Origin of the sequence: Flavobacterium sp. AED (genome assembly GCF_000812945.1) — a bacterium.
Lineage (GTDB): Bacteria > Bacteroidota > Bacteroidia > Flavobacteriales > Flavobacteriaceae > Flavobacterium.
In genome coordinates this window covers 133,311-158,670 of sequence record NZ_JSYM01000004.1, presented here as the reverse complement: position 1 = coordinate 158,670, position 25,360 = coordinate 133,311, and the positions used below count along the sequence as shown (strand labels likewise).

The following is a 25,360-nucleotide window of genomic DNA, read 5'->3' as shown; positions in this document are numbered from 1 at the left end:
TTTTTATTTATTTAAATTTTTATTGTACCAAAAAATGAAGTTGATTCCGAAACATATTATTTTTCTATTGCTAATTACGCTGACTTTTTCTTTTGGAAAAGTGCAAGCGCAATCTAGAACTAAAATAAACTTTGGTTTTGATTGGGAATTCAAAAGAGAAGAAAAAATAGCTTCCAATTGGGAGAAAATAACGATTCCACATACTGATAAAATTGAACCTTTGGTAGTCAATAATCAATTTCAGGGAACGTCATGGTATCAAAAAAAGTTCAAAGTTGGAAATTCAAACAACAAGAAAATCTTTCTTTATTTTGAAGGAGTAATGCAAGAAGCAGATGTTTGGATAAACAATCAAAAAGTAACCAATCATAAAGGGGGTTATTTGCCATTTACGATAGATATCACACCTTTTTTAAATTCGAAAAAAGAGAATACGATAAAAGTTAAAGTCAACAATGAAGATAATCCAGAATTTCTTCCGGGAAAATCATTGAAGGATTTAGATTTTAATTATTATGGTGGGATTTATAGAAATGTATATCTCCTTACAACAGATAAATTATACATTACCAATGCCGTTCAGGCAGATAAAAAAGCAAGTGGCGGGATTTATGCAAACTTTGATAACATTAATAAAGAGAAAGCTTCAGGAACAGTTCAGGTAGATTTGAAAAATGAATTTGCAGTTGCAAAACAGGCTTTATTGAAATTTATTCTAACTACTAAAGAAGGCGGAAAACTAGAATTTAAATCCAAAGCATTTACGATAAAATCCAATTCAGATAAATCGATTACTCAAAAGATTGAAGTAAAAAATCCAAATTTATGGTCAATTTCGAACCCAAATTTATACCATTTAGAAGTCCAGGTCATTTCAAATGATAAAATAATCGATAGTTATTCGGAAAAAGTGGGAATCCGAAAATCCGAAATAAAAGACGATGGTTATTATCTCAATGACGAAAAAGTATACATTACTGGAACAAACGAACATCAGGAATATCCGTATTTAGGATACGCTATTTCGGATGAAGCACAATATCGTGATGCGGTGAAAATTAAAAATGCAGGTTTTGATTTTGTCCGATTATCACATTATCCACATGCCGAAGCATTCTTAAATGCTTGTGATGAATTGGGAATTTTAGTAATGAATAGTTTGACGGGTTGGCAGTTTTTCGGGAATGATACTTTTCAAAAAAATGCTATCAAAGATATTCGGGATATGGCGAGAAGAGACCGAAATCATCCGAGTATTATTTTTTGGGAAGCCTCTTTGAATGAAACCGAAATGAGTGAAAGTTTTATGAAAGAAGCGACAAAAGCCTTGAAAGAGGAATTGCCTTTTGCTCATAATTACAGTGCCAGTTGGATTGATAACGATAATTATGATTTGTTTATACCTGCGCGTCAGCACGGAAAAGCACCAGATTATTGGACCAAATACAACAAAGGAAATCGTAAAATTTTCATTGCTGAATATGGTGATTGGGAGTATTATGCGCAAAATGCCGGATTTAATCAAAAGGAATTTTCAAATTTGAAAGAAGATGAAAGAACTTCCCGTCAGTTGCGTAGCAATGGTGAAAAAAGATTGTTGCAACAAGCCTATAATTTTCAGGAAGCGGCTAATTCGAATAGAAAAGGAGTACAGACTATTGGTGAAGCAAACTGGGTGATGTTCGATTACAATCGCGGTTACAGTAATGATTTAGAGAGTTCTGGAATAAGCGACATTTTTAGGATTCCAAAATTTGCCTACTATTTTTATCAAAGCCAACGAGATACAAATAGCATTTTAGATAAAAAAATAGTTTCTGGCCCAATGGTACATATTGCGAATTATTGGACTTCAAATTCTCCATTGAATATAACCGTTTATAGTAATTGCGACGAAGTTGCTTTGTATTTGAATGATGTTTTGGTTGGGAAACAAAAACCAACAATAAATCAAAATAGTGATGAATTAAAGCATGCGCCATTTGTTTTTAAAGCAGAAAAATTTATTCCGGGAACTTTACGTGCTGAAGGTTTTATAAAAGGAAAGAAAGTAGTTTCAAATGTGGTAAAAACACCTGAAAGTGCTGCTAAAATAGCATTGAATTATGATGTTTCATCAAAAGCAATCAATCCGAATTATCCCGATATGGTTTTTGTTTATGCCAAAATTACAGATGAGAATGGAACTATTATTCCTGATGCAACTAATGAAGTGACTTTTGCTTTAAGCGAAGGCAATGCAGAATTAATAGGTAAAAATCCAGTAAAGGCCGAAGCAGGAATCGCAACTATTATTCTTAAAACATCAAACTTAAAAACATCAATAAAAATAACGTCAAGTTCCGAACGATTACAAAATGGAACGCTTACAATTTCTAAATAATGAATGATATTTTAATCAAAAAAACGACCGCTTTTTTTAAAGAAACATTTGGTGCTGAGCCACAAAAAGTAGTGCTTTCTCCGGGAAGAATTAACATCATTGGGGAACATATTGATTACAATGATGGCTATGTTTTGCCTGCAGCGATTGATAAAATTATTTGTTTTGCTTTCGAAAAAAGTAATTCAGATACATCAAGAATAATTGCGATTGATCTTGATGATGAATTTGAAATTGATGTTACTGATTCAATGGAACTAACGGATAATGTTTGGACTAATTATATTCGTGGGGTTGTTAATCAATTGAAAATAAATGATTTTGAATTTGAAGGATTCAACTGTGTTTTTAGCAGTAATATTCCTGTTGGTTCTGGTTTATCTTCTTCAGCGGCTTTAGAATGTGGTTTTTTATTTGGAATAAATGAACTTTTCAATTTGAATATAAAACCAGTTGATATTGCACTAATAGGTCAAAGTGCTGAGCATTGGGTAGGAATCAATTGCGGGATAATGGATCAGTTTTCGAGTGTTATGGGTTTAGAAAATAAAGTCATAAAAATTGATTGCAAAACATTGGAGTTCGAATATCATAATGCAGATTTCATTGATTATTCTTTGATTTTATTCGATTCGAATGTAAAACATTCATTAATGACATCGGCTTATAATGAAAGAAGAGAGCAATGTGAAGAAGGTATTGCTATTATAAAAAATAATTTTCCTGAGATCACTAGTTTTAGAGATTGTAAGGAGCAACATGTTTTAGAATTGCAAAAGGTAATGAGTGCCAATGTTTTCAAAAGATGTCTTTTTGTTGTAAAAGAAATCAATCGGGTAAAACTAGCCTGTGAAGCATTAGATAATGGGAAAATTGAAGTTTTAGGACAATTGATGTTTGAAACTCACGAAGGATTGTCAACTGATTATGAAGTAAGTTGTGCTGAATTAGACATGATTGTTGATACTCTTAAAAAGGAAGAAGCGGTAGTTGGTTCCCGATTAATGGGTGGAGGTTTTGGAGGTTGCACCATCAACTTGATAAAAAAAGGACATGAAGAAGGGATTAAAAAGAAACTTTCGGCACTTTATTTTGACGCTTTTGGAATAGAATTAAAAATTTATGATGTTAAAATCGGAAACGGTACATCACTTTATAACAATAACTAGGATGAAAAATTTTGATATCAACGAAGATCCGCACAGACGTTATAATCCGTTAATTAACGAATGGGTTTTGGTTTCTCCTCACCGTTCTAAACGTCCTTGGCAAGGCCAAAACGAAACAGTTACCTCAGATTCTTTGCCGGAATATGATCCAACTTGTTACTTATGTCCAGGTAATGTTCGTGCGAATGGGGAAGTGAATCCAGCGTATGAAAATGCTTTTGTCTTTGAAAATGATTTTGCAGCTTTAAAACAGGAAGAAATTGCATTTGAAGAGGACAAAAACGAAACTTTTTTCAAAGCTCAACCAGAAAGAGGAATTTCCAGAGTGGTTTGTTTTTCACCAAAACACAATCTTACACTGCCGGAAATGCCTGTTGCTGCTATTGAAAATATCATTCATACGTGGCAAAAAGAATATACCGATTTAGGTAATGTTGATTACATCAATCACGTTCAGATTTTTGAAAACAAAGGAAGTGTTATGGGGTGCAGCAATCCGCATCCGCATGGACAAATTTGGGCGCAATCGTCATTACCAACAGAAGTGGAAAAAACGCAAAATAACCAGAAGGCATATTTTGATAAACATGGAAGTACACTTTTACAAGATTATTTACAAGAGGAATTAAAATTAAACGAACGTATAGTAATTGAGAATGATCATTTTGTGGCATTGGTTCCTTTTTGGGCAATTTGGCCTTACGAAACAATGATAATCAGCAAGCGTCATTTTGGAAAAATTACTGATTTAACCAAAGAAGAAATCACTGATTTCGCCTTGACTTTAAAGCAATTGACAACTAAATACGATAATTTGTTTGAAACGTCATTCCCATACTCATCAGGAATTCATCAATCTCCAACTGATGGAGAATTACATCCTGAATGGCAATTTCACATGCATTTTTATCCACCATTATTACGCTCTGCAACCGTAAAAAAATTCATGGTAGGATATGAAATGCTTGGTGAATCACAACGAGACATTACTCCTGAAAAGAGTGCTGAAATTCTAAAAAACCTATTAGGATCTCATTATAAGCATTCCCTATAAACCACACAGAATATAGTAAAATTTCCGAATGAATTGATTTTTAGCTCAATTTCAATTTCTTTCTTTAGCAAGGAAGGCTACTATTCTTTTGTTTTTTTTAAAAGGATAATTAAATAAACACCCAAAAAAATTATTAACTAACCAATTTTTAAAACCATGAATTTATGAAAATCATTAAGAAAGTAAATCAGCTGTTAAGGATTAAAACATTCTTAACATCTAAACTCACAATGTCAATAATCATTATGACGTCGTGTATTAGTTTACAGGCTCAGAACACTATTACTGGGTCAATTGTTGATCAAAAAACATCTCAAACCGTTATTGGGGCTTCTGTAGCTGTCAAAGGAACGACAAATGCAACAATGACTGACGGCGATGGAAATTATAAATTAAATGTAGCTGACCCTAATGCTACACTAGTTTTCTCTTACATTGGATATACTAAAGTAGAAGAAGCTATTGCGGGTAGAAAAGTGATCAATGTTTCACTTAAAGAAGAGAATAATACCTTAGATGAAGTAGTAGTAATTGGATATGGTACTGTTAAGAAAAGTGATTTAACTGGAGCTGTTGGAGGATTAAAAGCAGCACAATTAGATTCTCAAAGTAATACAAATTTAGGGAGTGCAATACAAGGTAAAATTGCCGGTGTTACTGTAGAGTCTGCTGGTGGCGCCCCTGGTTCTGGAACCAGAATTCAGATTAGAGGTGCAGGATCATTAAACAATAATAATCCTTTGATATTAGTTGATGATATTGCTGTTGCCTCAATGAATAACCTTAACCCAAATGACATCGAATCAATTCAAGTTTTGAAAGATGCATCTGCGGCTGCAATTTATGGTTCTAGAGCTGCAAATGGTGTAATTTTAATTACTACTAAGAGCGGGAAAAAAGGAGAAATGAAAGTGAGTTTTGATTCTTTTTATGGAATTGCCAGTGTGACTAAAAAACTTGATTTATTAAATCAAGAACAATGGGCAAAGGTAAGTAATGCAGCATATAGTGCAGCAGGAAAAGCACCATTGGACATTGCTTTAAACCCTCAGGTTCCTGGAGCAGGAATTAATTGGCAGAATGAAATTTTCAGAGCAGCTCCTACACAAAACTATTCATTAGGGCTTTCTGGAGGTTCAGATAATTTAAAATACAATATGTCTTTGAGCTACTTTAATCAAGAAGGAGTTATCAAGGAAACTAATTATGACCGTGTTAACTTAAGAGTTAAATCGGATTACAAAAAAGGTATTTTTAAAATTGGAGAAACAGTAATGTTGACCAAAGAAAAAAGAAATGATTTACCAGGAATACCTGGACAAGGAAGAAATATTCTTGGAGCTGCTATTTCTATGATTCCAGGGTTTGCAATTTATAATGAAAATGCTGTAGGTGGATATGGTGGAGCATCAGGTGCGGTTACTGATATATTCAATCCAGTGGCAGCTTTGAATCTTTTTGATGTTAAAAATGATTATTACCAAGCATTGATTAATACCTATGCAGAAGCAAGTTTCTTTGATGGGTTTAAGTATAAATTAAATGTTGGGGTAACAGCCTCAGAACATAAAAGTTATAACTATACACCACGTTATGAAGTGGGTGGATTCTTCAAGAATTTAAAAAATACTTTAGCGGAAGGAAGTGAATTAAATCAATACTATCAAATAGAAAATACTTTAAACTATTCTAAAAAATTTGGTAAGCATTCGGTAAATTTATTGGTAGGACATACTATTTATGAAAATAATTTTCGTTCTATTTCAGGTTCTGTTCAAGGTATGCCTGATGGTATATTTGTTTTGGCAGGTGCTGAACAACCAGCTATATCAGGGTATGCTACTGAGAGTAAATTGATTTCTTATCTTGGACGTGCGATATATTCGTATGATAACAAATATATCCTTACAGCAACTTTTAGACGTGATGGTTCTTCTCGTTTTAGCCCAGAAAATAAATGGGGAAATTTCCCTTCCATTTCTGCAGCATGGGGAATAGGAAAAGAACAGTTTTTCAAAAACTTAGGTTTACCTGTTTCTGAATTTAAAATACGTACTAGTTATGGTATCTTAGGAAATCAAGAAATTGGAGATTACCAGTATCTGGGGTCAATTACATCAGGAATAAGCTATGGTACAGGAGAGCCAAATACACTTTGGATCGGAAACATTCAAACAGATTATCCTGCGATTGGGTTAAAATGGGAGTCAACTTCAACAGCTAATGTTGGTTTTGATTTAGGGTTATGGAATGGTAAATTAGATTATACTTTTGATTACTTCCAGAAAAATACTTCCGATTTACTTTTACGTGTGCCAATTCCATTGTCAGTAGGTTCTAGTAATGACCCTTACACTAATGCAGGGAAGGTTTCAAATAAAGGTTTTGAGATGGGATTAACATACAATCAAAAGGTAGGAGGAGTTAATTTTTCTATAACTTCTAATATTTCAAGTGTAAAAAATCGTGTTGATGAACTAAGCACAGGAAGCCAGATTCTTGCAGGCTCTAGCGGATCATTTCATGGATCAGCAGTGACTTATAGTAAAGTTGGATATCCTATTTATTCTTTTTTCCTTGTTAAGACTGACGGATTATTTAGAACACAAGAAGAACTGGATGCACATAGTGTAAATGGAAATCCTATTCAGCCTAGAGCTCAAATTGGTGACATCAGATATGTTGATTATAATGGAGATGGAAAAATTGATGCTGGAGACAGACAATTTAGAGGTAGTGCTTTCCCTGATTTTGAATATGGATTCCGTCTTCAAGCAGATTGGAAAGGAATTGATATGACCCTAGCTCTTCAAGGAGTTCAAGGAAATGAAATATATAATGGAAATAATACAGACTTAGCAACAGTAAAAGCAAATACAAATTATGCCAGTTCAACTTTAAATTCATTTACTTTTAATCCAAACTCTAATTTTCCAAGATTAAATATTGATGATCCAAATGATAATGGTGCTGATTACTCAGATCGTTTCCTTGAAAATGGGTCATATCTTAGATTAAAAACGATTCAATTAGGATATACGTTTCCTAATGACTTAAGTCAAAAATTAGCAATTGACAAATGTCGATTCTATGTTGCAGGTGATAATCTTTTCACTTCTACTAAATACACAGGATATAATCCAGATGTTTCGGCTGATGGACTTGGAGGTAGAGGAATCGATTATAAATCGTATCCATTAAGCAAGACTATTATTTTTGGTATGCAACTTAACTTTTAAATCAACGAAAATGAAAAAGAAATTAATAATATTATATTTTATGGGAGGACTGGTTTTGCTAAGCTCTTGCTCTGATAACCTCGAATTACAAAATCCTAGTAAAGTAACAACTGGTTCTTTCTGGCAAACTCCTGAGGATTTAGAGTCTGGATTAGCGACTGTTTACAATGTATTAGTAGATAATAATAACGCGGGTTATTGGGAAATACAAGCGATGCAGTTGAAAGAAAACAGAACCGAAAATTTTGTTGCAAGAAATGATGTTCCAGGTCGTTATGCCGTTTCCAGTTATAAAAATACACCTAGTACAAGTGAGACTACCGGGATGTATAAAGCAATGTATATTGGTATATTTCGTGCCAATCAAGTAATCAATTATGCTCCTCAAATCAAGAATATTGATGAAACAAAAAGAGCACAAATAGTTGCTGAAGCTACTTTTCTTAGAGGATTGAACTATTTTAATTTGGTAAATGAATTTGGAAGTGTTCCAATTTTTACAGATTTAGTAAAAGAATCAGCAGATTATTTTAAAGAAAAATCAACAGAAGAAGAAGTGTGGAAACAAATAATTGCTGATTTTCAAGCAGCTGCGACAAGTCCATTACCTGAAATCTATCCTTCAGCTTTAAAAGGTCGAGTAACAAAAAATACGGCAATTGCTTACCTTGGGAAATCGTATTTGTATTTAAAAGATTGGGCAAAAGCCGAAGAGCAATTTTCTAAACTAGTAAATAACGAATCTGCAAATGGGTTTGGTCTTTTGGATGATTATGCACAACTATTTGATGGTAAACATGAAAATAGTAAAGAATCAGTGTTTGAAATTCAATTCAGCAGACAAGGTGGTGCTACTATTTGGGGTGGAAATCCATCCGAAAGAACTAGAGCAACTACTATGGCACAAGAATTAGCGCCAGGAGAAGTTGGAGGATGGTTTGAGTTGTTGCCTACAAAAGTATTATTGGATGCCATGACTAAAGAAAAAACGGTTGATAATAATTTTGATCCTAGAGCTCTTGCTACTTTGGCTTGGAACTATCCGGGTAGTACCTATTATAATTCTGATTTTGCATCAAAGTTTGGAGCTAATGCTATATGGATTAGAAAAAACCAAAACTGGTGGAATAATGATGAAGGGGATTGGAAATCAGAATTGAATGAATATGCAATGCGTTATGCTGATGTTCTTTTAATGCTTGCTGAAGCAAAAACGATGCAAGGAAAAGTGGCTGAAGCGATACCTTTAGTTAAAAGAATAAGAGACAGAGCAAAGTTAGCTACTATCACAATGACAGGATGGAATCAAACCCAAATGATGGATGAGATTATGCACCAAAGAAATGTTGAATTTGCTCGTGAAGGGATTCACTGGTATGATTTAAGAAGATGGGGTACTTTAGAAAAAGTAATTAAAGAAAGTCAAGTTGGCGGTTATCTTAATTACTCAGCGAAATATAACTTCTTTCCTATTCCAGAAAGTGAGTTGAATAACAATCCAAAAATGACACAAAATGCCAATTGGTAATTTGGGTTATACCTTTTAATTAATAAAAGATTAAATAAGAACTTGACAAATGGTTAATGCGTTTTATTATAGCGAATTAATCATTTGTCATCTCTTATAAACATCTGATAGCTTTATGTCTTCAGATAAAAGTAATTCGATCTTAAAATTCATTATATATGAAAAAAGCAACAATTTTATCCTGCATTTTTACCATTATTTCTTTGGTTGTGTGTGCACAAGAAAAGCCAACGACTAACGATTGGGAAAATCCAGCTATATTTCAGATTAATAGAGAACCTGCAAGAGCGGCATTTTTGCCTTATGCTGATGAATCATCTGCTATTGCTGATGATTATGCGCGTTCTCCTTGGTTTTTAACGTTAGACGGAAAATGGAAATTTAATTGGTCACCAACACCAGATGAACGGCCAATGGATTTTTTTAAAACTGATTTTAATGCTACTAATTGGAAAGAAATTGCGGTACCGTCAAACTGGGAATTAGATGGTTATGGGATTCCTATTTATACTAATATTACTTATCCATTTGTCAAAAATCCACCGTTTATTAATCATGCGGATAATCCAGTGGGGTCTTACCGACGTGCTTTCGAGTTGCCAGAAAACTGGAACGGACGCCGTGTTTACCTTCATTTTGAAGCAGGAACTTCAGCGATGTATATTTGGGTAAATGGAGAAAAAGTAGGGTATAGTGAAAACACAAAAAGTCCAACAGAATTTGATATAACTAAATATGTAAAAACAGGGAAAAATCAAGTTGCTGTTGAGGTGTATCGCTGGAGCGATGGATCGTATTTAGAGGACCAAGATTTTTGGCGTTTGTCAGGAATCGACCGCGATGTCTATCTTTACAGTACAACTAATACCCGTATTGCTGATTTCTTTGCGCGTCCTGATCTTGATGCTGCCTATAAAAACGGAAGTCTGTCTGTTGATGTTAAACTGAAGAATATGAATGCGGTTGCGAAAAACAACCAGATTATTGAAGCTAAATTAGTAGATGCAGCTGGGAAAGAAGTTTTTAAGAAAACAATAAAAATTAATGTAGGTGCTAATTCAGTTGAATCAACAACTTTTGCACAAAATGTTTCTGCACCTAAATTATGGAGTAATGAAACACCAAATCTTTATACTTTATTGCTTACGCTAAAGGATGAAAATGGAAAATTTATTGAAACGGTTGCTACGCAAATCGGTTTTCGAAAAGTAGAATTGAAGAACGGACAATTATTGGTCAACGGTATTCGAATTATGGTTCATGGTGTGAATATTCATGAACATAATCCTAAAACAGGTCATTATCAGGATAAAGAAACTATGATGAAGGACATTAAGTTGATGAAGCAATTAAACATTAATGCGGTGCGTTGCAGTCATTATCCAAATAACTTAATGTGGGTAAAACTATGCAATAAATATGGTTTATTCTTGGTAGATGAAGCTAATATTGAAAGTCATGGAATGGGAGCTGAATTGCAAGGCTCTTTCGATAAAACAAAACATCCTGCTTATCTTCCGGAGTGGAAAGCAGCTCACATGGATCGTATTTATAGCTTAGTAGAACGCGACAAAAACCAACCTTCGGTTATCCTTTGGTCTTTGGGTAATGAATGCGGAAATGGACCTGTTTTTCAAGAGGCTTATAATTGGATAAAAAATAGAGATAAAACACGATTGGTTCAATTTGAGCAAGCAGGAGAAAAAGAAAATACGGATGTGGTTTGCCCGATGTATCCAAGTATGGATTACATGAAAGAGTATGCCAAACGTAAGGACGTAAAACGCCCTTTTATTATGTGTGAATATGCTCATGCTATGGGTAATAGCAGTGGAAATTTTCAAGAATATTGGGACGTTATTCGCAGCAGCAAAAACATGCAAGGAGGATTTATTTGGGATTGGGTAGATCAAGGATTTGAAATGACTGATGAAGTAGGACGTAAATACTGGGCCTATGGTGGTGATATGGGAAGTCAAAATTATACCAATGACGAGAATTTCTGTCACAACGGTTTAGTTTGGCCAGATCGTACGCCTCATCCTGGTGCTTTTGAAGTAAAAAAAGTATATCAAGATATTTTATTTTCAGGAGCTGATTTGAAAAAAGGACTTGTTCAAGTAGAAAATGGATTTAGTTATACCAATCTTGATAAATATCTATTCAAATATGAAGTGCTGAAAAATGGGTTGGTTGTCAAAACGGGAACTATTGCTATTCGTCTTGCGCCACAATCTAAAAAAGAGGTTCAGCTAGAATTGCCAAAATTATCTACCGAAGACGGAGTAGAATATCTTTTAAATATTTTTGCCTACACAAAAGACGGTACTGAAGTTTTACCTCAAAATTTTGAAGTAGCCCGAGAACAGTTTTCAATTGGTGAGCCTAAATATTTTGTTAAAACAGCTGATGCTGGCACAAATCCTATAGTTAAAAATACTGAAGATACGGTCACTCTTAGTGCAGCTGGTGTTGAAGTGACTATAAATAAGAAAACGGGTTTAATGCAACAATATAAATCTAACGACGAATATTATTTCAATCAAATGCCTGTTCCTAATTTTTGGCGAGCACCTACGGATAATGATTTTGGGAATTATATGCAAGTAAGCAATAATGTATGGAGAACTGTGGGAAGATTTAGTAATTTGGATGCTATTGAGGTCAAAGAAGTGTCCGGTAAAACAATAGTAGTGGCTCACCTTTTCTTAAAGGATGTAGCTTCTACATATACAATTACTTACGCAATGGATTCTAGTGGTAGTTTAACTGTGCAAAATTCATTCAAAGCGGGAGAAAATCCATTAGCCGAAATGCCTCGTTTTGGGATGTTATTCTCCCTTAAAAAGGAGTTAGATAATTTTAGTTATTATGGAAGAGGACCTTGGGAAAACTATCAAGATAGAAACACCTCTTCTTTGAAAGGGATTTACCAAAGTAAAGTTGCCGATCAATATGTTCCTTATACACGTCCTCAAGAAAATGGATATAAAACGGACGTTCGTTGGTTAACACTTACAAATAGTTCAGGAAATGGTATTGAAATAGAAGGTTTACAGCCGCTAGGTGTAAGTGCATTACATAATTATCCTGAAGATTTTGATCCAGGTTTGACTAAAAAATACCGTCATACGAATGATATTACACCACGTCATGAAGTTGTAGTATGTGTTGATTTAGCACAAAGAGGTGTTGGTGGAGACAACAGTTGGGGCGCTATGCCACACGAACAGTATCAATTGAAAAATAAAGAATATAATTACGGTTTTGTTATTAAACCTAAAAAGAAATAAAAAATTAAAATTTCGCCCCTATTTTAGCAATTATAAATAAGGGTGAAATAAATTGAGCTGATAGAAAGGTGCTGTTAAAATTAATTATTATGAAAGAAAAACTAAAATTCTGTTTCAATAAAAAAGGTGTTTTTACATTGTTTTTTATGTTTGGTGTCATCAGTTTATGGGCGCAAAAAGTTACAATACCTATTGCAACCAATAACAATATGATGCTGTTGCAAACAGATAATAATAATCGTTTGATGACAGTTTATTTTGGTAAACCACTTGAAAACGCAAGTGAATTTGCAACGGTTTCGGCGGGATATAATTATGATTATTCTAATCAAGGAATTTATAATTCTGCATACACACCATCGGGCACTTGGAATCTTTCTGAACCAGCCATTCAGGTCAAACATGCAGATGGAAATACTTCTTTAGAACTAAAATATGTAAGTCATAAAACGGAAAAAATTGATGCTAATAGTTCGATTACCAGTATTATTCTTAAAGATCCAATTTATCCGTTTGAGGTGACTTTGTTTTATAAAGTTTGGGCAAAAGAAAATGTAATTGAGCAATGGACTGAGATAAAACATAACGAGAAGAAAGCGGTATTGTTACAAAAATACGCTTCGGCAAATTTGTTTTTTGGAGGAAAAGATTTCTATCTCACCAGTTTTCAAGGAGAATATCTAAAAGAAATGCAACCTGTTGAAACTAAGCTTGTGCAGGGAATAAGATCTTTAGATACAAAATTAGGAACCAGAGCGATGCTTACACAAACTCCTAATTTTATGGTTTCTTTTGGAAAACCAGCTTCAGAAAATGATGGAACAGTGATGTTAGGTCAATTAGCTTGGAGTAGTAATTTTAAACTTGAATTTGAAATCGACTCTAATAAAAATCTTAGACTAATTGCAGGAATCAATCCGTTTGCTTCTGAATATTCATTGGCTCCAAACGAAATTTTTAAAACTCCTTCTTTAATTTATGCACTTTCAAATAATGGTACAGGCGAAGCCAGTAGAAACCTTCACGATTGGGCAAGAAAATACAGACTTCTTGATGGTCAAGGCGAACGTCTTACCTTATTGAACAATTGGGAAGCCACTTATTTTGATTTTGATGAAAATAAACTTAAAGGCTTGTTTAAAGATGCAAAAGATTTGGGTGTTGATATGTTTTTGTTAGACGATGGATGGTTTGGCAATAAATATCCAAGAAATAATGATGATGCAGGGCTTGGTGACTGGCAGGAGAATAAAAAGAAACTTCCAAGCGGCTTGGGCTACTTAGTAAAAGAAGCTAAAAAAGAAGGAGTTAAATTTGGTATTTGGATAGAACCAGAAATGGTAAATCCTAAAAGCGAATTATACGAAAAACATTTAGACTGGGTAATTCGTCAACCACAAAGGCCTGAGATTTATTATAGAAATCAGCTCGTTTTAGATTTGTCGAATCCCGAAGTTCAAGATTTTGTTTTTGGAATTGTAGATAATCTATTTGTAAAAAATCCAGAATTAGCATTTATAAAATGGGATTGTAATGCGACTATTTATAACGCCTATTCCGCATACCTTAATAAAAAAGGATTGCCACAATCTAATTTGTATGTAGATTACACCAAAGGATTGTATAAAGTACTGCAACGAATTCGTGCCAAATATCCAAAAGTTCCAATGATGTTATGTTCTGGTGGCGGTGGACGTGGCGATTATGAATTTTTGAAGTATTTTACAGAATTTTGGCCAACAGATGACACCGAACCTTTGGAAAGAATTTTTGTTCAATGGGATTACTCCTATTTCTTCCCTTCGATTGCAACCTGTAACCACGTGACCGATTGGGGAAAACAACCACTAAAATTTAGAGTTGATGTGGCTAGTATGGGAAAATTGGGTTTTGATATTGTAGCAAGCAAATTAAACCCTGATGATAAAACATTTTGCAAACAAGCTATTTCGAATTACAATTCATTTAAAGATATAGTTTGGCATGGCGATATGTTTCGACTAGTGAATCCTCACGAAAACAATATTGCAGCATTGATGTATGTAAATCCAGAGAAAAGTAAAGCAGTTGTTTTTAACTACTTAGTGAATAATAGATTTAATATTACTGCTACTGAGCGACCAGTTGTATTAAACGGATTAAATCCAAAGAAAAAATATACGGTAAAAGAAATTAACGTGTATCCAGGCGTTACTTCATCAATTGATTCTGATAAAGTTTACTCAGGCGATTTCTTGATGAAAGCTGGAATAAATCCAAATGTTTCTTTGAAAAGAACGAGTGTAGTTTTAGAGATTAACGAAGTAAAATAAGGCAACCAAATAGTTAAAAAGATAATAAATGATTTATAAGTTATCTACTGAATTTTTACTGTTTTTTAAATAGCATAAATAATAAATTATGAAAATATTAGTTACTGGCGGATTGGGATTTATTGGTTCGCATACTGTAGTTGAATTACAAAAGGAAGGTTTTGAAGTTGTGATTATTGATAATCTTTCTAATTCGTCTGAAGAAGTTTTAAAAGGAATAGTTGCTATAACAGGCATAATGCCAGTTTTTGAAAAGTTGGATTTGAGAGAGAAAGCATCAGTTCAAGATTTTTTCAAAAGACATTCTGATGTTTCTGGTCTAATTCATTTTGCAGCTTCTAAAGCAGTTGGTGAAAGTGTTGGAAACCCGTTATTGTATTATGAAAACAACATTAATACGCTAATCTATTTGCTTCAGGAATTGCAACAAAAACCGGAATCTCATTTTATTTTCAGTTCATCTTGTACTGTTTATGGTCAAGCCGAAACAATGCCGATTAATGAAAGTGCCTCAGTTAAACCAGCAATGTCACCTTACGGGAATACCAAACAAATTGGCGAAGAAATCATTACAGATGTTACAAAAGTAAGTGGGATAAACGCTATTTTGTTGCGTTATTTTAATCCGATTGGTGCTCATCCATCAACAGAAATTGGTGAATTGCCTATAGGGACTCCCCAAAATTTAGTGCCATTTATTACCCAAACCGGAATTGGATTGAGAAAAGAATTATCCGTTTATGGGGATGATTATCCAACAACTGATGGGACTTGTGTGCGAGACTATATTCACGTTGTCGATTTGGCAAAAGCGCATGTTATTGCTTTGCAGCGATTGGTTAACAAAAAGAATTTAGCTAAAATAGAAACTTTTAATCTTGGAACAGGAACAGGAAGCTCTGTTTTAGAAGTTATTGCAGCTTTCGAAAAAGTAAGTGGACAAAAATTACCCTACAAGATTGTTGATAGAAGAGAAGGAGATGTGATTTCGGCTTATGCCAATACAGATAAGGCGAATAACATTCTTGGCTGGAAAACAGAGTCAACTCTTGAAGAAGGGATGGCAAGTGCTTGGAAATGGGAGCAGAAAATCAGAAAGAGCAACTAAAATAAATAAAAACAGTATTGTAAACCAGTGAAATGAATCAGAAATAAAATTAGTATTTAATACGGGGGAAACACCACTCTTTTAAGTATTTAACTTACATAATAGTAATAAATGTAAAAAATACATTTATAAATGACGTAAATAAATATTTTTATTTTACTTTTGACTTTCGTAATTCATAAAATAACAATATAATTTAAACACATATCACATTTTATACTTAAATTTTGTAATGGAATTGTATATTTTTAACCAAATTATAAGATGTGTTTGATGTAAAACTAAAAATAGTTCAGCTAACAATAAAAAAATAGTACAAGTCGCATTCATTTATATTAATTTCTAAAAAACCATTTACTCATGAACCAGAACCTTGCTTTTGCGGATTACGCAGTATTTATTATCTATTTTATCGTGGTGTCCACCTATGGATATACCATCTATCGCAAGCGTGAAAAAAACGAACACGATGCAAAAGCTTATTTTCTTGCAGAAGGAACTCTTACTTGGTGGGCTATTGGTGCTTCATTGATTGCTTCTAATATTTCAGCAGAACAATTCATTGGAATGAGTGGAGAGGGATTCTTTTTAGGAATTGCTGTTGCTGCTTATGAGTGGATTGCTGCTATTGCTTTGATTATTGTTGCAGTTTGGTTTATTCCTGTTTATTTAAAAAACAAGATTTATACCATGCCTCAGTTTTTAAAAACCAGATATAACGAATCTACGGCTTTAATTATGGCTGTTTTTTGGTTGTTTTTATATGTTTTTGTAAACTTAACTTCTATTTTATATTTAGGAGCTGTTGCCATTAATGGTTTAGCTGGTGGGGAATACCTACATGCTATTATGATTGGTTTAGCTCTTTTTGCCTTGCTAATTTCTTTAGGAGGAATGAAAGTGGTGGCGTATACCGATGTAATTCAGGTTGCTGTTTTGATCATCGGAGGATTAGTTACTTCTTATATCGCTTTGACTACTGTTGGACACTATTTTGGTTTTGGTGAAAACGCAATCGCCGGTTTCAAAGTATTAATGGAAAAAGCACCGGAGCATTTCAAAATGATTATTCCAAGACCGACTGCTGCGTCTTCTCAATTGGAAATCAATAAGTATCTTACTTTTCCTGGGATGATGTCCTATTTAGCAGGAATTTGGATTATTAATTTGAATTACTGGGGTTGTAACCAATACATTACTCAAAGAGCTTTGGGAGCAGACTTACAAACTGCCCGAACTGGTATATTGTTTGCCGGTATGTTGAAATTATTAATGCCACTTATCGTTATGTTGCCTGGTATTGCTGCTTTTGTTTTACACGAAAACGGACATTTACCACAATTAGTTGGTGGAAAAGACGGAGCGTATTCTGCAATGTTAACATTCCTTCCTACAGGGTTAAAAGGATTGTCTGTGGCCGCTTTGACAGCCGCCATTGTTGCTTCTTTAGCAGGTAAAGTGAATAGTATTTCTACTATTTATACTTTGGATGTTCACAAAAAATACATTCAAAAAGACGCTACTGATAGAGCTCAAGTAAACATAGGTAGATATGCAGTTTTTGCTGCGATGCTTCTTGCTGTTTTGTTTACTTGGAATGATGTTTTAGGAATTGGTGGTGTGGGTGGTTTCACTTACATTCAAAAATATACAGGGTTCATTAGTCCAGGTGTATTTGCTATGTTCTTCCTTGGAATGTTCTGGAAAAGAACAACGGGTACAGCTGCTATAGTAGGGGTAATCTCTGGTTTCTTATTATCAGTTTTGTTTAATGAATTTGCACCTGCATTGTTTGGAAATGAAACGTTGTTGTACACAGCTTTCGCCAATGGAAAAGGTGGATTCGAAATCCCATTCCATATTTGTATGGGATTGTCTTTTGCATTTACGATGCTTCTAATGATTGCCATCAGTTTTGCTGGGCCAAAAGTGAATCCAAAAGCATTCGAATTAGATACAGAAATGTTTAAGGTAAAACCACAAACAACTGTATTGATTGTAATAACGCTATTGATTATTTTTGCTTTGTACGTGAAGTTCTGGTAGAAATTAGTAGTTGATATTTTATTAAAAGTGTGAAACTAAATTCGTTTGGTTTCACACTTTTTTTTGATGTATTTAGTTAAATCTACCATTGTGGTAACCCAAATATCCTTTTCTCTTTCTTTTAAATATAGAAGCAATTTATGATGTTCTTCTAAATCTATATTTAATGGATGCTCACCGCCAACGCCATGAAATAAAAAAACGATAAATGATCCTGCTTTTTCGGCTTCTTCAATTTGAGTTATCATTTGTGCTGCAGTAGTTCCATTTTCTACAAAAGAATTTACATTAGCTAAATCGACCGCTTTTGCTTGAAGGAATCCCTGCTCAACTCCTCTTGCGGCTACAAAATCACGCTTCAAAAAATCATAATAAAGAGTATCTCCAATTTTAAGATCACCGCAAGGATATGCAAAAGTCCGTTCCTCTTTACCATCAATATCTTTTAGAAATTCGTTTGCAGCCCTTATTTCTTTTACTGCTCTGGCTATCGAATATTTGGAGAGATCATTTTCTTTGGTTACAAAATCACGTCCGGGTAAACTACCATCACAGGGATGATATAAAGTGTGATTCCCTAATTCATGTCCTTGTTTAGAAGCAGTTCTCCATTCTTCTATTCTCCCCGTAACGACAGGGGATGATGTGATTAGATAAAAGGTTGCTTTGAAGTTAAATGAATTAAGAATTGGGATTACTTTATCAAGATGAATATTCAGTGCATCGTCATAGGTTAGGACCACGGCACATTTTTTACCATTCCAGTTCATTGATTCTTTTTGTGCATAACATAAACCATTGGCTAAAAATAGTAAGCAAAGAATAGGGAAATTTTTAAAATTCATTGGATATAAATAGTTGCGTTTTATAATTCTAATATCGGGTTTTGGTTGGAGTAAATATGTTTTTTTGTAATTTTATACTTCTTTGATGTATAATAACATATGTAAAATCTTATTTCGTTTTAAATTCTCCAAAATGCCATAAAATTCCTGATGGATCGTGTAAGAAGCATTCTTTTCCCCAATCAAGCTCTCGGATAGCTACTAATTTTACATTTTCATATTTCACAGTAAGTTGTAATTTCAATAATTCGCTCCAAAATTGGTTTACGTCATCTACTTCCATAAAAACCATTGTATTGTCTACCCAATCTTTAACATAGGCATTTTGCAAATAAAAACCCAAGCCATCCGTGTTGAAATAGCTCATATCAGAAGATATAATATGCTCTTGAAATCCAAGATCACGATAAAAATTACGTGATATCTCATAATTTTTAGCGCCAATGAACGGTCTGATAGATTTTCCTTTATACTCCATTTTTTTTTCTATAATAATTTGATTGCTAAAACAATGTGTTTAATAACTAAAATAATCTTTTGAGAATTTGTCTATTTAAAATCTTCCAAACCCAGAAGTCCAAATGTCTGTTTCTACATATAATGGTTTAAATAGTTTTGCGTTTTGTAGTTTTAAGGGCGTACTGTAATCTCTCTGACTACGCTTAACAAAATTCGTGTTTGCTTCCATAGAATACTTTTTTGTGTATTGCTATTTCAGGACGGGACACTCATAGAACTAAAAAAAGCTTTCGTTTTGTGCGAAAGCTTTTTTGTATGAGTAAAAATAATCGTTAGTTTCTGTTAACTAATGCTTCTTGTTTCCAGTTTTTAATGGAAGCGATAGTGTTATTAGAATAATCAACTTCAGTTAAATTATGGAAGCCATTGTCATTTTTTTCAGACCAAAAAAACCATTTACCAGTTTTTTGACCATTTTTATATTCTCCTGACGAAATTTTGTTCCCTTTTTCATCATAAGCAACCCAAACTCCTTGTAGTTTTCCGTTTTCAAAAAAACCTTCTTGTTGCACTTGACCATTTTCAAAAAAGTAAGTTGCTTTTAGTTTTTTACCAAAAGGTTCCAATACTGGTTTTGATTCTTGTGCAAAAATCATCCCTGAGAACAATATTGCAATTAAAATAATACATTTTTTCATATCTTGAGTTTTTAATATTTTACATTTCTTTATCAAAATTAACGAATACTTTACATTAAAAAAACTTTTAGATAACAATTTAGTAACATTAGACAAAAGCTTAACATTGGGATTTTTTTTAGACACAAAAAAAGCCAACACTTTCGTATTGACTTTGTTGCTCATTTGATATAAATTAATTTAATAATGCGTCTAATTGGATTTCTAATTCTGGAGCTGACGGTCTTGGTGCATCAGCGTTTATAATTTTTCCGTTTGGATCAATCAGGATGAATCTTGGGATACTGGTGATTCCGTAGTCTTTGGCAAATTTAGAATTCCAATCGTTATCTGCAAAAAGTTGTATTCCGCCTAATTCTTTGTCCTTTATTAATGTTTTCCATTTTTCCATATCTTTTTGCACATCTATTGAAATGCTTACAAATGAAATGTTTTTATCATGGTATTTTTCTTCAATTTTTTTTAAAAAAGGAATTTCTCCACGACAAGGTCCGCACCAAGTCGCCCAAACGTCAATGTAAACATACTTGCCTTTTAAATCCTCTAATTTTGTCTTACCTCCAGCATAATTATCATAATTAAAAGAAGGAGACATCGTATTCGCCAATTTGCTTTTAGCTAAATTAGCTTCGTAATTCATTTTGTAATACTTAACGATACCATTATAATTTTCATCAATACTTTTCTTTTGAAGAGCAACAAAAAGAGGATCTAATTTTGGGTTTTCCAATCGCTTCAAATCATCCACTTTTTTCTTGTCCAGTCCTTTCGTGAAATCAGCTTCGGTAGAAGCAAGTAATGTGCTTATGTTTGTTTGTTCTTCGAATAGAGAATTTTGAGCTAAAAAATTGTTTTCTATAGCTCCTTTTCCAGCATATACTATTGATTCGTCAAATTGTTTGGTGTCCATTTTTAGCTTTAAATCAAAGCCATTTTTCAAGTATACAATAGTAAATTCATTACCATCGGATAAACTATACCTCCCCGTGACAACATTCATGGTGTCTTTGAAAATACCTTCTTTATTGACTTGGATTTTTTTGATCAATTTGTTTTTACTGTCAGTGATGTAGATTGCGTCTCCATTCTTGTTAGCTATTTCAGCCTGAATAGTCATATACTTTTTATTTTGACCTATAGCGCTCAAAGTACTGATTAAAACAAGGGCGGTAAAAAAATGTTTCTTCATAATTAATTGTTTTCGAATTTATAGCATTTCAAAAATAAAGAAATTACCTATAAAAATTTTAAACATTAACATAATATTCTATTTTAAATAGTACCTATGGGTATAATTTTTAGGGATTAATTTGATTTTTGTGTTTACTTTTGCAATCTAAAATTTAGATCATGTATAGAAGTCATAATTGTGGCGAATTGAACGCCTCACATATTAATACTGAAGTTACACTTGCAGGTTGGGTTCAGAAATCACGAGATAAAGGATTTATGAATTGGGTTGATTTGCGGGACCGTTACGGAATTACGCAATTAATTTTTGACGAAGGACGTTCTGAAAAATCAGTTTTCGAATTGGCAAAAACATTAGGCCGTGAATTTGTAATTCAAGTAAAAGGAACTGTTATTGAGCGTGAAGCCAAAAATAAAAATATTCCAACAGGAGAGATAGAAATTTTAGTTACTGAATTGAACATTCTAAATGCGTCACTTACGCCTCCTTTCACGATTGAAGATGAGACAGATGGTGGAGAAGACATCCGAATGAAATACCGTTACCTTGACATTAGAAGGAATCCTGTTAAAAACAGTTTGCTTTTTCGTCATAAAGTAGCGATGGAAGTGCGCAAGTATCTTTCAGATTTGGATTTTTGCGAAGTGGAAACACCTTATTTAATTAAGTCTACTCCGGAAGGAGCAAGAGATTTTGTTGTTCCTTCTCGAATGAATGAAGGGCAATTTTATGCCTTGCCACAATCACCACAAACATTCAAGCAATTATTGATGGTGGGTGGAATGGATAAATATTTCCAAATCGTGAAGTGTTTCCGTGATGAAGATTTGCGTGCTGACAGACAGCCGGAATTTACACAAATCGATTGCGAAATGGCTTTTGTGGAACAAGAAGATATTTTGAATGTTTTCGAAGGACTGACTAGACATTTATTAAAAGAAATAAAAGGTATTGAAGTAGAGAAATTCCCTAGAATGACTTACGAGCATGCCATGAAAACATATGGAAATGACAAGCCGGACATTCGTTTCGGAATGGAATTTGGCGAATTGAATGAAGTTGCTAAAAGCAAAGAATTCCCAGTTTTCAATGCTGCAGAATTAGTTGTTGGAATTGCTGTTCCCGGAGTTGGAAATTATACTCGCAAGGAAATAGATGGATTAATTGACTGGGTAAAACGTCCTCAAGTTGGTGCATCAGGAATGGTGTACGTAAAATGCAACGAAGATGGAACTTATAAATCATCAGTAGATAAATTCTACGATCAAAATGATTTAAGCAATTGGGCAAAAACTACAGGAGCACAGCCAGGAGATATGATTTTTGTGCTTTCTGGACCAGCTGATAAAACCCGTGGACAGTTAAGTGCGTTGCGTATGGAATTAGCAACACGATTAGGTTTGAGAAAGCCAACTGAATTTGCGCCACTTTGGGTTGTTGATTTTCCATTATTGGAATTTGATGAAGAAAGTGGTCGTTACCATGCTATGCACCATCCTTTTACGTCTCCTAAACCGGAAGACATGCATTTATTGGAGACAAATCCAGGAAAAGTTCGTGCTAATGCATATGATATGGTTTTAAATGGAAATGAAATTGGAGGAGGTTCAATTCGTATTCACGATAAAGCGACACAACAATTGATGTTTAAATATCTAGGTTTCACCGAAGAAGAAGCGAAAGCGCAATTCGGATTCTTGATGGATGCATTTCAGTTTGGTGCACCGCCACACGGAGGTTTAGCTTTTGGATTGGATAGATTAGTTGCAATTCTAGGTGGACAGGAAACCATCCGTGACTTTATTGCTTTTCCAAAAAATAATTCAGGAAGAGATGTCATGATTGATGCTCCGTCTACAATAGACATATCACAGTTAAAAGAGCTGCATATAAAAATTGACTTATAATAGTTTATCGTTAAATTTTGTTAGAAAACGTTGAATATCAATATTTTTACAAAATAAAAAGCGAAGAATGTCTTTCGTATTATATTAAATATTACATTTGCTCCATTATAAATTATTATTACTATTACAATGCGTACAGGTACAGTTAAATTTTTCAATGAATCTAAAGGTTACGGATTCATTACAGACGAAGAAACAGGAAAAGACATTTTTGTTCATGCATCAGGAATCAACGCGGAAGAATTACGCGAAGGTGACAGAGTTAGCTATGAAGAAGAAGAAGGAAGAAAAGGAAAAGTTGCTGCGAAAGTAGCAGTGATCTAAGCATAAAAATTTATTTTTTTGCCTACGAATGTTTAAAACGTTCCGATTATATCGGAGCGTTTTTTTTTGCATTATTATGAAAAAAGGGCATTGTGAATACGAAATTATTTATAATCATTAAAAATTGCAAGAAAATCATATTTTCATAGAAATTAATTTCAGTTTTTAGCTTGTGTTTTAATTCCTTGAAACCTATCTTTGTTGCTTATTTTTGCACGAAAAAAACATACTTATGCAGTCCGATCAATTAAATTATATTCCTATATTAATGCAGTTTGTTTTAGCTGTAGGTTTTGTAGTTGGAACAATACTTATTTCTGGGAAATTAGGTCCAAAACGCAACTCTGAAATCAAAGATAAAAACTTCGAATGCGGTATCGAATCAGTAGGTAACGCAAGAATTCCGTTTTCAGTTAAATATTTTCTTGTTGCTATATTATTTGTTTTGTTTGACGTTGAGGTAATTTTTCTTTATCCATGGGCAATCAATTTTAAAGAATTGGGAATGGAAGGAATGGTTAAAATGGTAATTTTTATGCTTTTACTTTTGGTAGGTTTTTTTTATATTATCAAAAAGAAAGCGTTAGAGTGGGAATAGTTTAAATGTACGATTTAAGAAATTCGATATTCGATTTCAAGAATTGTATGATATCAAATCTAAATATAATAGAGCGAATATTTTATTCGTAAATCAAATATTGTAATTCGTAAATACAAATGAGCGATTCTAAAATAAATATGGTTGAGCCACCTGAAGGTGTTGTTGGGGAAGGTTTCTTCGCTACAAAACTGAATGATGTTGTGGGAATGGCTCGCGCTAATTCATTATGGCCTTTGCCTTTTGCAACTTCTTGCTGTGGGATTGAATTTATGGCTACAATGGCTTCGCATTATGATTTAGCACGTTTTGGTTCAGAGCGAGTGAGTTTTTCTCCTCGTCAAGCGGATATGCTAATGGTAATGGGGACAATTTCAAAAAAAATGGCGCCTATTTTACGTCAGGTTTACGAGCAAATGTCAGAACCTCGTTGGGTAATCGCTGTTGGTGCTTGTGCTTGTTCAGGTGGAATTTTTGATACTTATTCTGTTTTGCAAGGGATTGATAAAGTAATTCCAGTTGATGTTTATGTTCCAGGTTGTCCGCCAAGACCAGAACAAATTGTTGATGGTGTAATGAAATTGCAGGAATTAGTAAGAAACGAATCCGTAAGAAGAAGAAGTTCTCCAGAATACCAAGAATTATTGGCTTCTTATAATATCAAATAAATAATGGCGCTAGAAACAATACAAATCCAAGAAAAATTAGTCGAAACATTTGATTCGGCTGTTTTTGAATTCAAGCAGGAAAAAGATATATTTTCATTTGAAGTCGCTGCCGATAAAATTACGGCGGTGATTCTTTTTTTGAAAAATGACCCAACATTACGTTTTCATTTTTTAACTGATTTGTGTGGGATTCACTATCCTGACAATGATGTTGATCATCAATTTGCCGTTGTTTATCATTTACACAATTGGTACGAAAATAAAAGAATTAAAATCAAAGCTTTTATCAACGGTGAAAATCCAGAAATAAAAACGATATCTAATATTTTCTTAAGTTCAAATTGGATGGAAAGAGAAACATTTGATTTTTATGGTATAAACTTCATTGGTCATCCACAATTGAAACGTATTTTGAATATGGATGAAATGATTTCTTTTCCAATGCGAAAAGAATTTCCAATGGAAGATAGCGGAAGAACGGATAAAGATGACCGTTTCTTTGGAAGAACGACAGACAATTATTAAAAATACTCACTA

The 25,360-nt window shown here is 33.6% G+C and carries 18 protein-coding genes; 14 read left to right on the top strand and 4 right to left on the bottom strand.

The window, feature by feature from the left end; all coding sequences use genetic code 11:
* The first annotated feature begins 34 nt into the window (after positions 1–34).
* The 9 genes from OA85_RS14225 (at position 35) to OA85_RS14185 (ending at position 18,132) form a co-directional block, all read left to right on the top strand.
* Entirely contained in the window at positions 35–2,383 is a 2,349-nt protein-coding gene (locus OA85_RS14225; RefSeq protein WP_039110446.1) for a glycoside hydrolase family 2 TIM barrel-domain containing protein, read from the top strand.
* Positions 2,383–3,552 carry a galactokinase gene (gene galK, locus OA85_RS14220; RefSeq protein WP_039110445.1) on the top strand — a complete coding sequence of 390 codons (1,170 nt, stop codon included), beginning with the start codon at positions 2,383–2,385 and terminating at the stop codon, positions 3,550–3,552. Before OA85_RS14225 ends, galK begins: the two co-directional genes overlap by 1 nt.
* Position 3,553: 1 nt before the next feature.
* On the top strand, positions 3,554–4,606 hold the full coding sequence (locus OA85_RS14215) for a UDP-glucose--hexose-1-phosphate uridylyltransferase (RefSeq protein ID WP_039110444.1): 1,053 nt from the start codon (positions 3,554–3,556) through the stop codon (positions 4,604–4,606).
* 164 nt (positions 4,607–4,770) lie between these two features.
* A complete protein-coding gene (locus tag OA85_RS14210; RefSeq protein WP_052257267.1) occupies positions 4,771–7,845 on the top strand; it encodes a TonB-dependent receptor in 3,075 nt (1,024 codons plus the stop codon).
* Positions 7,846–7,855: 10 nt separating this feature from the next.
* Entirely contained in the window at positions 7,856–9,373 is a 1,518-nt protein-coding gene (locus tag OA85_RS14205; RefSeq protein WP_039110442.1) for a RagB/SusD family nutrient uptake outer membrane protein, read from the top strand.
* Positions 9,374–9,531: 158 nt separating this feature from the next.
* Positions 9,532–12,666: a glycoside hydrolase family 2 TIM barrel-domain containing protein gene (locus OA85_RS14200; protein WP_039110441.1), complete on the top strand. Its 3,135-nt coding sequence runs from the start codon at positions 9,532–9,534 to the stop codon at positions 12,664–12,666.
* An 89-nt stretch (positions 12,667–12,755) separates the two neighbouring features.
* Positions 12,756–14,978, top strand: a complete 2,223-nt coding sequence (locus OA85_RS14195) for an alpha-galactosidase (RefSeq protein WP_039110440.1) — start codon at positions 12,756–12,758, stop codon at positions 14,976–14,978.
* A gap of 88 nt (positions 14,979–15,066) precedes the next feature.
* Positions 15,067–16,086, top strand: coding sequence for a UDP-glucose 4-epimerase GalE (gene galE, locus OA85_RS14190; protein WP_039110438.1), 1,020 nt, complete (start codon positions 15,067–15,069; stop codon positions 16,084–16,086).
* A 360-nt stretch (positions 16,087–16,446) separates the two neighbouring features.
* A complete protein-coding gene (locus OA85_RS14185) occupies positions 16,447–18,132 on the top strand; it encodes a sodium/sugar symporter (RefSeq protein ID WP_039110437.1) in 1,686 nt (561 codons plus the stop codon).
* 35 nt (positions 18,133–18,167) lie between these two features.
* Here OA85_RS14185 and OA85_RS14180 read toward each other — a convergent pair whose 3' ends face one another.
* From OA85_RS14180 to OA85_RS14165, 4 genes are all read right to left on the bottom strand, one after another.
* Positions 18,168–18,977, bottom strand: a complete 810-nt coding sequence (locus OA85_RS14180; protein ID WP_039110436.1) for a polysaccharide deacetylase family protein — start codon at positions 18,975–18,977, stop codon at positions 18,168–18,170.
* A 109-nt stretch (positions 18,978–19,086) separates the two neighbouring features.
* On the bottom strand, positions 19,087–19,455 hold the full coding sequence (locus OA85_RS14175) for a glyoxalase (protein ID WP_039110435.1): 369 nt from the start codon (positions 19,453–19,455) through the stop codon (positions 19,087–19,089).
* A 313-nt stretch (positions 19,456–19,768) separates the two neighbouring features.
* On the bottom strand, positions 19,769–20,134 hold the full coding sequence (locus OA85_RS14170) for a toxin-antitoxin system YwqK family antitoxin (protein ID WP_039110494.1): 366 nt from the start codon (positions 20,132–20,134) through the stop codon (positions 19,769–19,771).
* Between the two features lie 175 nt (positions 20,135–20,309).
* Complete coding sequence (locus OA85_RS14165; protein WP_039110434.1) at positions 20,310–21,323, bottom strand: TlpA disulfide reductase family protein; 1,014 nt, start codon at positions 21,321–21,323, stop codon at positions 20,310–20,312.
* 161 nt (positions 21,324–21,484) lie between these two features.
* Between OA85_RS14165 and aspS the strand changes: the two genes are divergently transcribed.
* The 5 genes from aspS to OA85_RS14140 all read left to right on the top strand — a co-directional run bounded on the left by aspS (position 21,485) and on the right by OA85_RS14140 (position 25,348).
* Positions 21,485–23,233: an aspartate--tRNA ligase gene (gene aspS, locus OA85_RS14160; protein ID WP_039110433.1), complete on the top strand. Its 1,749-nt coding sequence runs from the start codon at positions 21,485–21,487 to the stop codon at positions 23,231–23,233.
* A gap of 129 nt (positions 23,234–23,362) precedes the next feature.
* On the top strand, positions 23,363–23,557 hold the full coding sequence (locus OA85_RS14155; RefSeq protein ID WP_007137066.1) for a cold-shock protein: 195 nt from the start codon (positions 23,363–23,365) through the stop codon (positions 23,555–23,557).
* Between the two features lie 232 nt (positions 23,558–23,789).
* A complete protein-coding gene (locus OA85_RS14150) occupies positions 23,790–24,155 on the top strand; it encodes an NADH-quinone oxidoreductase subunit A (protein ID WP_039110432.1) in 366 nt (121 codons plus the stop codon).
* 119 nt (positions 24,156–24,274) lie between these two features.
* The gene (locus OA85_RS14145; protein WP_035668744.1) at positions 24,275–24,823 is read left to right on the top strand and encodes an NADH-quinone oxidoreductase subunit B; all 549 of its coding nucleotides are present in this window, start codon (positions 24,275–24,277) and stop codon (positions 24,821–24,823) included.
* A 3-nt stretch (positions 24,824–24,826) separates the two neighbouring features.
* Positions 24,827–25,348, top strand: coding sequence for an NADH-quinone oxidoreductase subunit C (locus OA85_RS14140; protein ID WP_039110431.1), 522 nt, complete (start codon positions 24,827–24,829; stop codon positions 25,346–25,348).
* Positions 25,349–25,360 lie beyond the last annotated feature (12 nt).